Raw genomic sequence first — 14,769 nt, forward strand, 5'->3', positions numbered from 1 at the left:
AATTGTGAATTTATTATCGTTTAGGCCCCCTCCCCGCGGCAGAGAATCCAAGAGGAAAAATGTAAGAACGCACATATTGACTTTTTCCAAATATAGATTATTATGGTGGAAGAGAGTATCCTAAAACCTATTATTCTGTTTTACCTTTCTTGAATTTCACAACAGATTCCGAATCATTAATCTGACTCTTTGGAGAAAAGAAATAATACACACAGAGGGGATTTTTATGGCCATTGACGTAAAGAAGCTGTTTGCTGATGCAATAATTGAACTAAGCAATGAAAAACCATTGAGCAAGGTAACGGTCACCGATATTGTGAAACGTGTGGGCACAGGGCGGCAGACATTTTATAATCACTTTCTGGATAAAAATGATTTGATATTTTGGATTTTTCACAGGACACTGCGGGGTGAAAAAAGGATCATTGAAGCAAGCGGCTTTTACGCCTATCTTCTGAGTATCTATGAAAAAGCCAAGCTGAACCAGCCTTTTTTTACTCAGGCCTGCCATCTGGAAGGCCAGAACTGCCTTCTGGAATCCATCTACAATCAGACATATAATTATTATAAAGATTACATTTCCAACCGTTTCGGTGAACATGTACTCACAGATGAGTGCCTTTACGCGCTGGCCTTTAATGCCCACGGAGCGTCCAATATGTATGTCAAATGGGCCTGCGATGGTATGGTGGTCCCTCCCGAAGACATGGCGCGCTATGCCATGAATTCCACACCTGACTGCATCAAGGTTTATCTGGTCTCCAAGGGCAGCGAGCCAAAGCAGTTCACCTCGGAAATCGCTTAGATCTCTCTGCTGCCGAAAAGCTCCCTTTGCTGCCGAAAAAAGTGCGGCGGGAAATGGGGATGGATGATGGATATGGAATGATAGAACAGAATGATGAGACAGAAAATGCCGCCGCGCCTGCTGGTGAATCAACCAGCGGACACGGCGGCTTTGGTTTCTTGTTTTTTTATTGGTTTTTCTTTTGTATCGCTTTTTTAACAGTAGTTTTAAGGTTAATAATATCCTTTCCATCATCCCACGAAAAGATAAACCCCCTGAAAGTGCCTGATTTTAAACAAAATTCCAGATTTTCCTCTCCTCATGTGCAAAAAATGGAAATCTTTTTCTGCCCCTAAATCGTATAAAACCCTCCGAATCAGTACATCATTTCGTTATAGCAGATTCATCCAGTACAGCCCTGCCATTTTTTTATGTCAGGGTGGATGGCATTATAACGGAGGTAAGGATTATGTCGGGCTACAAAGTTGAGATTTGCGGAGTCAATACCGCCAAACTGCCTTTACTGAGCAATGAAGAAAAAGAGGAGTTATTTCAAAGGATACTGAATGGAGATAAAGATGCCAGGGAGCAGTATATCAAAGGGAACCTGCGCCTGGTATTGAGTGTAATTCAAAGGTTTTCCAACAGTCAGGAAAACATTGACGACCTGTTCCAGATCGGCTGTATCGGACTCATCAAAGCCATTGACAATTTCGATATAACACAGAATGTAAAATTCTCTACCTATGCGGTTCCCATGATCCTGGGAGAGGTCCGCAGATACCTGAGGGACAACAATTCCATCCGCGTAAGCCGCTCTCTCAGGGATACGGCATATAAGGCATTGTACGCAAGGGAACAGCTTACAAGGACAAATGCCAAGGAACCCACCCTGATGGAGATCGCCCAGGAAATAGGGGTATCCAAGGAAGATATCACCTATGCCCTGGATGCCATACAGACACCGGTCAGCCTTTATGAGCCCGTATACACGGACGGAGGCGACCCTCTTTACGTTATGGACCAGATCAGCGATAAAAAGAATCTGGAGGAAAACTGGGTGGAGGATCTGTCCCTGGTGGAGGCCATGAAGCGCCTGCCGGAAAGGGAACGCCACATTATAGACATGCGGTTCTTTGAGGGCAAGACCCAAACCGAGGTGGCTGAGGAGATCCATATCAGCCAAGCTCAGGTAAGCCGTCTGGAAAAGAACGCCTTAAAGAGCATGAAGACCTATTTAAGTTGATTTGTTATTCCTCATCTATTTAACAGGCAACGTCACAATCGGAGTGAAAGATGAAAATGTGCATTCTTGTCGTACACTTTTTCTTGAAGCCCCTCCCATGATGTGTTACACTTAATATGTTAAGAAATTCCATCCTATTCTTAAAACATAACCGGACAGAAAGTGAACATATCTATGGAACAGAGTGAAAGAAGATTTGCAGTATTAATTGACGCGGACAATGTTTCGCCTAAGTATATCAAGTATATCCTGGATGAAGTAAACGACCAGGGGATCGCCACCTACAAACGTATCTACGGCGACTGGACTGACAATGAAAAGCGCAGTTGGAAGAACGTGCTGCTAGACTGGTCTGTAAACCCCATCCAGCAGTACAGCTACACCACGGGAAAGAATGCCACGGATTCAGCCATGATCATAGACGCCATGGACATCCTGTACTCCGGCAATGTGGACGGCTTCTGCCTTGTATCCAGCGACTCTGACTTTACCAAGCTGGCCCAGAGGCTTAGGGAGGCCGGGATGTTCGTCATGGGGATTGGGGAGCAGAAAACCCCCAAGCCCTTCCGGGCTGCCTGCGACACCTTTAAGCTGCTGGAGATCATATCCTCCGATGATGCGCCGGAAGCCACCGTGATTGAAAACCAGAAAACCATTACCAGCATTGACGAGATCCAGAAAGCCATCACCAAGCTTCTTATTGAGAACAACAGCCAGAACCAGCCGATCATCCTGGCCCGGGTGGGCAACTTTCTCACCAAGCGGTTTTCTGACTTTGATGTAAGGAACTACGGATATTCCAAGCTTTCCACCTTTCTGGAAAGCCTGGACAACAACGACTTCCAGGTGGTCAAGCTTCACGGCGGATTTTTTGTACAGGAAAAAAGCGCCAGCATTTCCAAGGCAGAGGTGGAAAAGGCCATTGCACGCATGATCAGGGAGAACAACGGCCATGTGGACAACCTGAGCATTGTCCATGATGAGCTGAAGAAAATTTTCCCATCCTTTGATGTAAAACAATATGGCTTCAGCCGTATTTCCAGTTTTATCCGAAGTTTCGGAAGCTTTAAGATCAAAGATAATATGGTACAGATGAAGTGATCTGCACAATGTAACACCTATATGATATCTGATCGTAATATACACCTGACAGACGGGGTTGACTGTTGACAGCACCCCCATCTGCCAGGTGTATTGATTTTTATTTCCTTCTACGGGTCATATATTGTTTTCCCTCACTGATGTGATCCTTCAGCGCTCACTGCTCCCAGACTCCGGATGCGTTCACCCTGTAACCGTCCGGTGTCACCGTGTCCGTCATCATGGCGCCGTCCGCACCCAGATAATACCACCATTCCCCCTCTTGGATCCACCGGCCGGCATACATCACACCGTCCTGTCCCAGATAGTACCATTTCCCCTGGTCCGCCAGCCAGCCATTGTTTTTGTATGTGCCATCGCCCATCTTATATTTCCACTGTCCATTCTCCTGTACCCATCCCGCTGCAGCCATGTCTCCGTCTTGTGCAGCAGTTACATAGAACGTGCCCATGTTTACAGCAGCGCCGCTCTCCACCACCACAATCAGCTGTGCCTTGCCGGGGGCTTTGGCCGTATACTCGATCACATTCAGTCCGCTGTCCCCGGTTACCACCTTTGCCGTTATAACGCCTATGTCCGTGGTCCTGATGGAACTCTCTGAAGCCCAGCTGCTCTCCAGTTTGGACAGTACCAGCTGTCCCGTAGTACCCGCCTTTACCGTGGTGCCGTCAAACATAAAGGCGCCCGCCTCCTGACAGCTGATCTCGTAGTACTCGCCTTTCATCTCAAAGCCATAGGCACTGGCCGGCGCTGATGCCATCATGGCTGCCAGCAGGATCACTGCTGCTATTTTACCTTTTCCCATTATGATCTTCTCCTTTCTTTCAAACACCGCATCACCCGGACATCGAATGTCTATCTGCGTATCACCTGAAACCCTTTTTCCCTTCCCGCTGCTGCTCTGTCTTACTCATGGAAATACGTGCCTGCTTTCCCTCCTCACATCTGCACCTTAACTGTTCAAACCAGGCGGCGGCCTCCTTTTCCTCTCCCAGCGCCCTCTTTGGAACTGCCCAGAAATCCTTTTGGTCAAAGAAAAGGATCAAATTTTCAGTCATGTCCAATTTTGATACGGCGGAGTACAGCAGCCTTAGATCCTGAAGCCCGGCCAGTATATGTATGCTTCCAGGCCCGGTCTGAAGCACGGTTTCTTCCTTTAGGTTGGAACCAACCATGCCCTTTAATACTCTGGACTTTCCCTCCAGAACCGTCCGGCTGAACCATTTGTAAAATTCTTCAATCTCCTGTTCCTTCAGTCTGTACCTGATCCCCTCATCCAGCTGGTCCTGAAATATGGCGTCTCTTTCATTTCCCCAAACCTGCTTTTCCATCTGTCTGTTTCCCCCCTTATGGAACCTGCCAAGAGCAGGGCAATTTCCACATTATGGTATAATAACAATGTAGCTCATTTTTCTCCATAAGGCAAGCCCGGATCCCAACAAAAAAAGCCAGCCTGACTGCTGACTTTTTCTGCTTATTCAAATCTTACAATTTCTTTTTTCAGACGCTTCATGATCTTCTTTTCCAGTCTGGAGATGTAGGACTGTGAAATGCCTAACAAGTCCGCCACTTCTTTTTGTGTCATCTCCTCCCCGTCCTCATTGGTAAGGCCGTATCTCAGCTCCACAATCTTTCTCTCCCTTGGGTTTAGACGGCTGATCGCATTGTTTAACAGGCTTTTTTCGATCTCGTCCTCGATGTCGTGGTAGATCACATCCTCATCAGTTCCCAGAATATCAGACAACAGAAGTTCATTTCCATCCCAATCCACATTTAACGGCTCGTCTATGGATACTTCCAGACGTGTTTTATTGTTGCGCCGCAAATACATCAGTATCTCATTCTCAATGCACCGTGACGCATAGGTGGCCAGCTTAATGTTCTTGTCAGGCTTAAAGGTATTGATAGCCTTGATCAGACCAATGGTCCCTATGGATATCAGGTCCTCCACTCCCACGCTGGTATTGTCAAATTTCTTTGCTATGTAAACCACCAGCCTGAGGTTGTGTTCAATGAGGGAAGAACGGGCGTATTTGTCATCCTCTCCGCCCAGAAGACTTATCATCCGGCCTTCCTCTTCGGATTCCAGAGGCGGAGGCAGGATATCAGCGCCGCCTATGTAATGGACTTCCCCCTGCTTTGGCATCAGGACCGTCCTGAAACTGGGCACTGTCTTTAACTGGAAACGGTTTGGTATGGATACTTTTATGATCATGGAAATGTCCTCCTGTATGTTGTGCGTTGTTTAAGTTCCTTCATCGGTTTTTTGTATCAGAATCTGATACTCTCCTGAGGGAGATAAGCTCTGTTTCGTGATGGCCACCAAAGGCTTTTCAACGCAGTAGGTCCTGCCCTCCTGCTCTACCTCCATCCGGTCGATATACACTGCCGGAAGGATTCCATGGCTGGTTCCCACGGACTGATACGGGACATAGACCACTCCCTTCACAGCCGGACACAGCCGCCTCATAAGGCCATCAGCCGCCACATGGACCGGCTGACCGCTAACCGGCTCCCTCAGCCGGTTGCCAGTATCAATAAGCCCTGTAACCTCTTCTTCTCTCTCCCCGTATTTCAAAATGACCCTGCACAGGTCTTTTCTGTGTGCCATGGAGCGGATCAGTCCCCTGATCCCCCCTGAAAAGCCATAGCAGGCCAGTACAGCCCCTGTCATCATAAAAATCCAGGCCAGAACGGGTATCCCCGAACCCTGACCTGCCTGCAGTATCCTCCAGGCATAATATCCAGCTTTTGTGTGCTCATAGAGCATAAGCATCGCTCCCCCAAGCACCACAGATACCAGATAGATACCTGCCACGGATTTCACAATTTCTCTCACACTCTTAAGATGGTAAGCTGCCACTGCCATAAGACTGCTCACTGCCACATACGTCCCCAATACCTCCACCGCCGGCGGAAGACCGGGCATCACGCTCACCACACAGGACCAGATACCGCCGATCACAGCACCGGCCAGGAGCCGCCTTTTTGTAGTCCTGTATGATAAAACCCTGTTTAAGATGGCCAGTACCATCACATCCATGATGGTATTGACCGCAAATACCACGTCTATGTATACTGTATAAACCACTCAGTCCGGCCTCACCTCCCTGAAAAACTTTCTGAAAGCCATTATAACTATTTATATGTACGAATGCTGTCGAAATGACGACCCACAGATACAATATTTATCGACAAAAATCGGGAGACATACCAGATGTTGAGTGTACGTTGAATAAATTTGGGTGCCGCCGGTGGGAAATCAGCCGCAAAGATAGGTGCCGGGGAGGGCCCGAGCGTACACTGGATGTAAAAGGAGGATACAAAAAAATCCCGTCCAGGGAGTTCTCTGATCATACGTGAAAACGTCCCTGTCCAGGATGGATGCTTGCTGTTTTTAGATGGAAAAACAGGACATGAATGCATGCCCTGTTACATAGCTGAATTAAGATCAGATTCTCTCTGTGGGATTATCTCTTGTTCTTCAGGAAATCCGGTATATTGATCTGCATCTCCTTGTTGGCTGCAGGTCTGAAGGACTGGCTTGGAGCCGGAGCCGGATTCTGGGTGCTGCCGGTATTATAGCCCTGGTTGGGGTTATACTTAGGCGGGTTGTAGCCCTGGCTTCCTGATGATGAAGGATTAAAGCTTGGGGTGTAACCCTGGTTCTGTCTGCTGTATGGTGAAGATGCGGTTGCCGCCGCCTCAGGCGCTGCTACATGGGGTGCCTGAACAGCCGCTGCTGCTACGCTTGGCTTTGCCTTAAAGTTGCTTGTAAATCCCTTCATGGCATTGGACACGGATGCATTGGCACCGTGCTCGTCCAAACCAGTGGCAATGACCGTGATGCTTGCCTCATCCTGGGCATTCTCATCATACATTGCACCAAATATAATATTGGCTTCATCTCCAGCCAGCTCCTGAACATAGCTGGCCGCTTCATTGGCCTCAATCAGGCTGATATCGCCGGATATATTAATGATTACATGGCTTGCGCCTTCGATGGTAGTTTCTAACAGAGGGCTGGATACAGCCTGCTTAACAGCCTCAATTGCCTTGTCATCGCCCTTGGCCTTACCGATACCGATGTGGGCGATTCCCTTATCGATCATAACAGTCTGTACATCAGCAAAATCCAGATTAATCAAACCAGGAACATTAATCAGATCCGTGATACCCTGTACTGCCTGCTGCAGAACCTCATCTGCTTTCTTAAGAGCGTCAGGCATGGTGGTACGCCTGTCCACGATCTCCAAAAGCCTGTCATTTGGAATCACAATTAAGGTATCGACACTGTTTTTCAGGTTCTCGATACCTTCAAGAGCATTGCTCATACGGGTCTTGGCCTCAAAGCGGAAGGGCTTGGTCACCACTCCTACGGTAAGGATACCCATGTCCTTTGCAATCTTGGCAACTACGGGGGCTGCACCTGTTCCTGTACCACCGCCCATACCGCAGGTTACAAATACCATGTCAGCACCTTTCAGTGCCTGTGAAATCTCCTCAGAACTTTCCTCAGCCGCCTTCTCTCCAACATCCGGTCTGGCTCCTGCGCCTAATCCCTTGGTCAGTTTTTCACCAATCTGCATAGCAGTGGGTGCCTTACAAAACTGAAGGGCCTGCTTATCAGTGTTCACACCAATAAACTCTACCCCTGCAATGTTTTCATCAATCATACGGTTTACTGCATTATTACCTGCACCGCCCACTCCTACAACTATGATTCTGGCAGCGTTGTCTGACTCATTTATCTTAATCTCTAGCAAGATTCATATCCTCCTTTTATTCCCTTACTACCACATAAAGCCATGCTCATACTTCTTATTTCTATGTCAATTTCTCATTGATTTCTGGTCTAACTAATACTATATTTGATTTTACAAAAAATATCAATAGCTTTTTTAATAAAAATTACATTTCCGTTAAATCCTTGCTTTTCCTGTACTTTACAGCATTGCCTGTAATTGGGCGGATGCTATCAAGCTGCTTTCGCGGTCACCAAACGCACGTTCTGTATTTTCGATAGCTTCTAGCATATTCCCAGGATACTTCTACTTATTTTATCCACCTTTATGCCAGCTATGCGAGAAGGCCTAATACCATTTTATAACTCTCTCAAATAGAGCAGAAGCCACAACACCCATGGACATTGTACCAGAATCAGGATCAGTTGACAACATTTCTTTCAAACTTTCGCTTCCTATTATAATATAACTATGGGTATGATCCGGCAGATGCAGAGAACCCCATCGATTTTTGCCGCCATCATAGAAAAACAAAGAGATTTGTGGTAGAATATCTCCATATGTAAAAATACACAGATCATTATTTGAAGGGATCATACCATATGAAAGTGATAGAAACCGAGAGACTGTTATTAAGGCCGCTTACTGCCAATGATGCCAATGATGTATTTGAATGGGTCAGCGACCCCGTTGTTAATACGTATATGCCTTATAATTTATATACAAGTGTTAAGGATGCAGAAACATGGATCTCCTCAATTAAAGGGGACAACCATGTGTTTGCTTTTGTCCTGAAAAAAGAAAATAAGGTAATAGGTTCAGGCTCAATTTGTTTTCAATCAGATAGCAACGCCTATGAATTAGGGTATAATTTAAACAAAAATTATTGGAACAAGGGATACACATCCGAAGCTTCATTGGCTATGATCCAGTGGGCATACGAAGAGCTTGGTGTCCGTGATTTTGTTGCAAACCATGCCAATGCCAACGTGGCATCCGCCAAAATTTTATTGAAATGCGGATTTAAATTTTCCCATTACGGTCAATATTCTAAGTATGATGGAAGTGAAACCTTTGACGCAAGTTATTACTTTATGCATAAAGAGTAATCTGCAGTCACTTTGCCCTTGTTCACTAAGGGTAATCGTGGATGAGTAACACGCCTCCCGGTTTTAAGCATTAGGAAACCTTTTCAAAAAGCTGTTTTAAATCATTAAACTATGTAATTGCCCCAATTGTAAATTTTCCGCAATATCAAAGTCAACTCCGTCTTTTGCGCCAAGCTGAATAAGCGAGAATAACTCACGCCCATTATTACAACAAAATTGTGAAATGGTTTTGCCTTTATCTTCCCATGCCACTTTATTCTTTTGATAATAGCGCAATAGTTCACCCCTTTGTAACAGCTGCCAAATCCACACCGTTCTTAGCGCGGTATACCTGATTGACCGCCTGACCGATCTGCATGGCTGAGGAATCCTTGGAAAGCTTGATCTCAATCTCATTGTATTCTTCTTTATGTTGGGAATAACCACGGTTTTCTCCCGAAGACTCCCTGTGCATATACTCGATAGAGATGTTTTCGCCCATATGTACATGGATGGATTCGTGCCTGTTAAGCCAGTATACAAACCCCTTTCCCTTTGTTATGACCTTAAAAGAGGGCTGTAGGCAGGCCCTCTCTTCTTCGGTGACAACAGGCCTTTGGGAACGCGTCTCAAAGCATTCCACTATGTTCCTGCCAATATCCTCAAATGTATAAGGGTAGTTCATCTCTATAAAATCACCTATGTCAATCCCAAATCCGGCCTGGTGGTAATAATAGATCACTATGACTATATTTTTATGTTTGTCAATATCCAGTGAAATACTGCTGGGGTTCTTATATGTTCTTATCTCTTTTTCCACTTTTGGCAAAGCCGCTCTCATATGGGCGATCCCAGTCATACTTGGCTTTGAGGTATTTTGGTGTCGGGATGATGTTATGTTGAAAATTTGAGTTAAAAAGTTCATTTTCCCTCCTTGCAAAAACCTGGCGTTCTTATTTTTTCTTAAAAGTAATCCCTGCCCTGCTGTTGGTTTCCGAATAATTTTCCAGGCGCATGGTCCCGCTGATCTCGGTGAGATGGGGCTGGGCCGTTAGAATATCATTGAGGGTGGATATCTTCCCATCTATATCTGAGTTGTCTCCCAGGGTCACCTCCATCTGTCCGATAAACAGGGTGGCTTGTCCATGAGTGTCATATTTGATCCTGTCCACCGCAATCTCATAGGTGGAAAGCTGCTGGGTCAGGTTGAGGATCTCCTCAAACACATTCTTATCCTCCACGGGAAGAGCCCTGTGAAGCACGATCTGCCCAAAATCCAGTCCAGTGATCCAGGGAACACCCTCCAGCTGGTTGCTGGAACTCTCCACCACGATCCCGTCCTTGTCAAAATACATGTAGCTGCTCATATAGGATACATATCCCACAATGCTTTTTTCGTAGATGATGACCTCCACTTGAAAGGGGCCGTGGAACACCACTTTGTAGTCCTCCACAAAAGGAATCTGGCGGTGGGGTTTAAACCTGTCCGCAAAATAAGCATAAGCGGAATTTTTGCCCCACCTTCCGGAAAACAAAAATTCCTCGATCTGCTTTTCACTGTATTTGTTGCTGCCCGTCACTGAAATACTCTGTATATGCACGGACAGAAGCAGGATGGCTGCCAGCAGTATGACTGCCACAGCGATTCCTGCTCCCGTATGATGTTTCCTACCAAAATTTCTCATGCAGTACCTCACCTGGTTATGAATTCATTTCCCCGAAGCGTGTTTCAAGCGCCTAAACAATCGCAGAATGCTTTCAGCAATCCGCAGAGTGCCTTAAACAATCCACCGAGCGCCTTCAGCGATCCGCAGAAGGGAACGATGGATCACTCACTCCCGCTCCAGCCACCTGATGTCGGCCCCCAAAACCGCCATGTCGCGGCAAATATCCTCATACCCCCGCTCAATGTGATGGCAGTCTCTGATCAGGGTCTCTCCCTGGGCTGCCAGGGCCGCCACTGCAAGAGCCGCCCCTCCCCTTAGATCCGAGGCAGATACTTCCGCCCCCTTCAAAGGGTAATGCCCCTCAATCACTGCTTTGCGTTCCTCAGTTCTTATGGATGCCCCCATCCGGATCAGGGAACGCACCGTGGCAAACCTGCCCTCAAACACCCGCTCCTCAATGGTGCTGGTCCCCTCCCCGGAAGCCAGGAATGCCATAAAGGGCGACTGAAGATCTGTGGGGAATTGGGGGTAAGGCCCTGTCTTAATGTTCAGGCAGCCCGGACGCTGCTTCATCTCGATCCGGATCTGTTTGCAGCACTTCTCAATGCAGACCGATACACCGGCCTGTTTCAGCATTTCCAGGGGAACTTCCAGCTCCGTGGGACAGACTTCCCTTAAGATCACGCTTCCCGTGGCTGCTGCAACTGCTGCTGCATACGTGCCGGCTACAATCCGGTCCCCTTCCACCCGGAAGCTGCTGTCGTGCAGTTCCTCCACTCCCTGTATCATGAGGTGGTCTGTGCCCATTCCGCAGATAACGGCCCCCATGTTGTTGAGGAAACGGCAAAGCTGGCTGATCTCCGGCTCCCTGGCTGCTCCGTGTATAATGGTCACATCTCTGGCCAGAACAGATCCCAGTATGGCCTGCTCCGTTGCCCCCACGCTGGGATAAGGCAGGTGGATCTCCGTCCCCGTAAGCCCTTTGCCGCAGGCAGCTCTAATGTGTCCCTCCGCCTCGCTGATCTCAGCTCCCAGGCTTTTAAGGACCATAAGATGAAGGTCGATGGGCCTGGCTCCGATCAGGCATCCCCCCGGATAACAGCTGCACCCCTCTCCCATGCGTCCCAGCAGGGCGCTGAGTACGACAATAGAAGAACGCATGGCGGTCACATACCGCTCCGGTATGCTGGTCTGGGTGATGTTCCGGGCGTCAATAACCAGACAGTCGCCCTTATGGCAGCATCTGGCGCCGAGAAATTCCAGTATGTCCAGCATACAGGCCACATCCCGGATAACCGGGACATTGGTTAAAACAGTAATCCCTCTGTGAAGCACAGCCGCGGCCATCATGGGCAAAACGGCATTTTTAGAACCTTGTATGGATATCTCCCCTTTTAAGGGAGTAAGACCAAAGACCTGAATGACAGACAATGGGGCACCTCCTGGTATATATGCCTTCCGCAGAAAACACTATCTACTTAAAGCATATGCCGGGACGTGCCCGCCTGTGCAGGCCCAATTTGTCATTTTTCTAATTTTATCTGATTGGACACGCTGAGTACGACCCCCATCTCCATAAGAAGGAACAGGACCGAGGTGCCCCCGTAACTGATAAAAGGCAGGGTGATTCCGGTGTTCGGTATGGTATTGGTTACAACCGCGATATTCAGGATGACCTGAATGGCAATGTGCCCCATGACGCCCACCACCAAAAGGGCGCCAAACAGATCCGGTGCATTATTGGCAATGAGCATAAACCTGTATATCATAAACAGGAATATCAGGATAATGGACACCGCGCCAAACAATCCCAGTTCTTCACAGATAATGGCAAATATCATATCGTTCTGGGACTCAGGAAGAAATCCCAGCTTCTGGATGCTCTCTCCCAGTCCCTGTCCCACCAGCCCGCCGGAACCAATGGCATAAAGGCCCTGAAGCACCTGGAACCCCTTGTCCGTAGGGTCGGACTCCGGGTTCAGCCACGCCTCGATTCTCCTGAACTGGTAGGGCTGAAGCAGTTTGATGGTCATAAGGAACTTTCCAATGGGCCCGGCAAATGCCAGCGTACCCAGTCCCAGGGCGCCGATGGTAAAAAAGGGCCACTTCACCTTGCAGGCCACGAACAGCATGACAAAGGCAATACCGCACACAATGATGCCGGAACTTAAGTTGTTCATGGCAACCAGGCCCGCGATGGGCAGTGTCATGGCCACCACATATCCCATATTGCGCCACTTGTTGATCTTTATACCCATGGTGGTGATCATGGCGGCCAGCATAACGATCAGGGCGATTTTTACAAACTCCGTGGGCTGAAAGCTCAAGGGACCGATTGCCAGCCACCGCCTTTTACCATTTACCTCCCGGCCCACAAAGCTGACCGCTATCATGAGTATGTATGACATGAGATAGGCCAGCACGGAAAACCTGGCAAATATATGGTAATCCATCTTGGATATGATGATCATGGCCACAAATCCCACGGCCGCGATCCCTGCCTGGCGCTCCATGAAATAAGCGCCGTTGCCTTTGTAATTCAGCTGGGCCGAATAGGAACTGGCACTATAAATCATGACAAGTCCGAAAGCTGTCAGGAAAATGATGCAGAACAGAAGGCTGTAGTCGTAAAAATGTTTGACCTTCTTTTTTTTCTTTGGCATCTGCTGTTCTCTTATGTCCTGGTTCATAGCCGGCCGTTTAGCCTGGCCCGAGGGCCGGGCGGCCGTCTGCACCTTTCCCGCCATAAGCATTTACCTCCTACAGCGCCATGACGCACTCCTTAAAGACACGCCCGCGCTCTTCATAATTCTTAAACATTCCCCAGCTCGCACAGGCGGGACTGAGCAGCACATAATCCCCGGTATCCGCATAAACCGCGCACACCTGGACTGCTTCCTGCATATCTTCCGCATACATGATTTCCGTAAATTTGTGCTTCTTGGCACATTCGGCAATCTTATCCCTGGTCTGTCCGATCAGGACAATGTATTTGACCTTGCCCTCAAACTCAGATACCCAGTCATCATAATCGCTGTTCTTATCATATCCGCCTGCAATGAGGATGGTAGGTCCCGGCATGGCGCGCAGGGCCTGGATGGCCGCATCGGGATTTGTGCCCTTGGAATCATTGTAATACCTGACTCCGGTGCGCTCCCGTACAAATTCAATGCGGTGTTCCACGGGAAGGAATCCCTCCACCACCCTGGCAATATCAGCCATGGAAACTCCCATCTCCAGGCCAATGGCAGCTGCCGCCATTACATTCTCATAATTATGCCGCCCAAGAAGCTTCATGTCATGGACATTGACCAGCACTGTCTCACGGCCCTTCTGGCAGTGGACAATATTATCTCCGTTCATGCAGAATCCGTCCGCCAGCTTCTCACGGCTGGAGAACCAGATGACCCTGGGCTTAAGCTCCGGATCCTGGCCAAATCCCCTCAGGACCGGGTCGTCATAATTCAGCACCACAGCGTCCTGTTCCGTCTGGTTCAGGGTGATGCACTCCTTGATACGTATATAATTCTCCATGGTCCCATGGCGGTTCAAATGATCCGGGGTAATATTCAGGATTGCGCTTACATCCGGGTGGAAATCCATGATGGTCTCCAGCTGGAAGCTGGAAACTTCCGCAACGGTCACGGATTCTTCCGTCATGTCCAACACCCTGGCAGTGTACGGGTCGCCGATATTCCCCACCACAAAGGTCTCTTCATACCGCGCCTTTAATATCTCTCCTGTGAGCGCTGTGGTGGTGGTCTTTCCATTGGTTCCTGTTATGGCAGCCAGCTTGCCCATCGCACACTGGTAAGCCAGCTCGATCTCGCCCAGAATGGGGATCTTGGCATCATCCACAACAGCCACAAAGGGACTGTCCAGAGGAATGCCCGGGCTGATGATACACAGTTCAACTCCCAAAAGATCGGAGCGCTTGATCTCCCCCAGCACAACATTGACCTTTGCTTCTTTATCAAGCTTTGCCTTGATGTCTTCTTCCTTTAAGGCAGTGTTACCGTCATAAAGCACCACCTCCCCGCCACGCTCCAGTATAAGGCGCGCTGCTGAGATTCCGCTTAATCCAGTTCCTGCAACTAACACTTTCTGACTCTGATTCATTTGTCAATTAACCTCCTCA

At 48.2% G+C, this 14,769-nt stretch carries 16 protein-coding genes; 5 read left to right on the forward strand and 11 right to left on the reverse strand.

The window, feature by feature from the left end:
• Positions 1–226: 226 nt before the first annotated feature.
• The 4 genes from CLFS41_RS29125 (at position 227) to CLFS41_RS21085 (ending at position 3,131) form a co-directional block, all read left to right on the forward strand.
• Positions 227–805: a TetR/AcrR family transcriptional regulator C-terminal domain-containing protein gene (locus tag CLFS41_RS29125; RefSeq protein WP_007863657.1), complete on the forward strand. Its 579-nt coding sequence runs from the start codon at positions 227–229 to the stop codon at positions 803–805.
• Positions 806–864: 59 nt separating this feature from the next.
• Positions 865–1,140 carry a hypothetical protein gene (locus CLFS41_RS21075; protein WP_045093368.1) on the forward strand — a complete coding sequence of 92 codons (276 nt, stop codon included), beginning with the start codon at positions 865–867 and terminating at the stop codon, positions 1,138–1,140.
• A 113-nt stretch (positions 1,141–1,253) separates the two neighbouring features.
• Positions 1,254–2,030 (forward strand): RNA polymerase sporulation sigma factor SigG, encoded by a 777-nt coding sequence (gene sigG, locus CLFS41_RS21080; RefSeq protein ID WP_007863656.1) that lies wholly within the window; start codon positions 1,254–1,256, stop codon positions 2,028–2,030.
• A gap of 174 nt (positions 2,031–2,204) precedes the next feature.
• Positions 2,205–3,131 (forward strand): NYN domain-containing protein, encoded by a 927-nt coding sequence (locus CLFS41_RS21085; RefSeq protein ID WP_040416587.1) that lies wholly within the window; start codon positions 2,205–2,207, stop codon positions 3,129–3,131.
• Positions 3,132–3,288: 157 nt separating this feature from the next.
• On the opposite strand, the gene CLFS41_RS21090 is transcribed toward CLFS41_RS21085, so the two are convergent.
• The 5 genes from CLFS41_RS21090 to ftsZ all read right to left on the reverse strand — a co-directional run bounded on the left by CLFS41_RS21090 (position 3,289) and on the right by ftsZ (position 7,897).
• Positions 3,289–3,936, reverse strand: coding sequence for a hypothetical protein (locus CLFS41_RS21090; protein WP_007863654.1), 648 nt, complete (start codon positions 3,934–3,936; stop codon positions 3,289–3,291).
• Between the two features lie 61 nt (positions 3,937–3,997).
• Positions 3,998–4,462: a YcxB family protein gene (locus tag CLFS41_RS21095; protein WP_045093369.1), complete on the reverse strand. Its 465-nt coding sequence runs from the start codon at positions 4,460–4,462 to the stop codon at positions 3,998–4,000.
• Positions 4,463–4,605: 143 nt separating this feature from the next.
• Complete coding sequence (gene sigE / locus CLFS41_RS21100) at positions 4,606–5,346, reverse strand: RNA polymerase sporulation sigma factor SigE (RefSeq protein ID WP_007863651.1); 741 nt, start codon at positions 5,344–5,346, stop codon at positions 4,606–4,608.
• A 30-nt stretch (positions 5,347–5,376) separates the two neighbouring features.
• Positions 5,377–6,222 carry a sigma-E processing peptidase SpoIIGA gene (locus CLFS41_RS21105; RefSeq protein ID WP_045093370.1) on the reverse strand — a complete coding sequence of 282 codons (846 nt, stop codon included), beginning with the start codon at positions 6,220–6,222 and terminating at the stop codon, positions 5,377–5,379.
• Between the two features lie 379 nt (positions 6,223–6,601).
• Positions 6,602–7,897, reverse strand: coding sequence for a cell division protein FtsZ (gene ftsZ / locus CLFS41_RS21110; RefSeq protein ID WP_045093371.1), 1,296 nt, complete (start codon positions 7,895–7,897; stop codon positions 6,602–6,604).
• Positions 7,898–8,478: 581 nt separating this feature from the next.
• Between ftsZ and CLFS41_RS21115 the strand changes: the two genes are divergently transcribed.
• Positions 8,479–8,985: a GNAT family N-acetyltransferase gene (locus CLFS41_RS21115; RefSeq protein WP_045093372.1), complete on the forward strand. Its 507-nt coding sequence runs from the start codon at positions 8,479–8,481 to the stop codon at positions 8,983–8,985.
• A 96-nt stretch (positions 8,986–9,081) separates the two neighbouring features.
• Here the strand turns inward: CLFS41_RS21115 and CLFS41_RS29565 are convergent, their stop codons facing one another.
• From CLFS41_RS29565 to murD, 6 genes are all read right to left on the reverse strand, one after another.
• Positions 9,082–9,261: a hypothetical protein gene (locus tag CLFS41_RS29565; protein ID WP_242856899.1), complete on the reverse strand. Its 180-nt coding sequence runs from the start codon at positions 9,259–9,261 to the stop codon at positions 9,082–9,084.
• A gap of 4 nt (positions 9,262–9,265) precedes the next feature.
• On the reverse strand, positions 9,266–9,793 hold the full coding sequence (locus CLFS41_RS21120) for a hypothetical protein (RefSeq protein WP_045093373.1): 528 nt from the start codon (positions 9,791–9,793) through the stop codon (positions 9,266–9,268).
• A gap of 124 nt (positions 9,794–9,917) precedes the next feature.
• The gene (locus CLFS41_RS21125) at positions 9,918–10,649 is read right to left on the reverse strand and encodes a hypothetical protein (RefSeq protein WP_045093374.1); all 732 of its coding nucleotides are present in this window, start codon (positions 10,647–10,649) and stop codon (positions 9,918–9,920) included.
• 147 nt (positions 10,650–10,796) lie between these two features.
• Positions 10,797–12,062 (reverse strand): UDP-N-acetylglucosamine 1-carboxyvinyltransferase, encoded by a 1,266-nt coding sequence (gene murA / locus CLFS41_RS21130; protein WP_045093375.1) that lies wholly within the window; start codon positions 12,060–12,062, stop codon positions 10,797–10,799.
• A gap of 92 nt (positions 12,063–12,154) precedes the next feature.
• A complete protein-coding gene (locus tag CLFS41_RS21135) occupies positions 12,155–13,294 on the reverse strand; it encodes an FtsW/RodA/SpoVE family cell cycle protein (RefSeq protein ID WP_347468733.1) in 1,140 nt (379 codons plus the stop codon).
• 97 nt (positions 13,295–13,391) lie between these two features.
• Complete coding sequence (gene murD / locus CLFS41_RS21140) at positions 13,392–14,750, reverse strand: UDP-N-acetylmuramoyl-L-alanine--D-glutamate ligase (RefSeq protein WP_007863643.1); 1,359 nt, start codon at positions 14,748–14,750, stop codon at positions 13,392–13,394.
• Positions 14,751–14,769: the final 19 nt, after the last annotated feature.

This window comes from Clostridium sp. FS41 (genome assembly GCF_000954015.1).
GTDB classification, from domain to species: domain Bacteria; phylum Bacillota; class Clostridia; order Lachnospirales; family Lachnospiraceae; genus Enterocloster; species Enterocloster citroniae.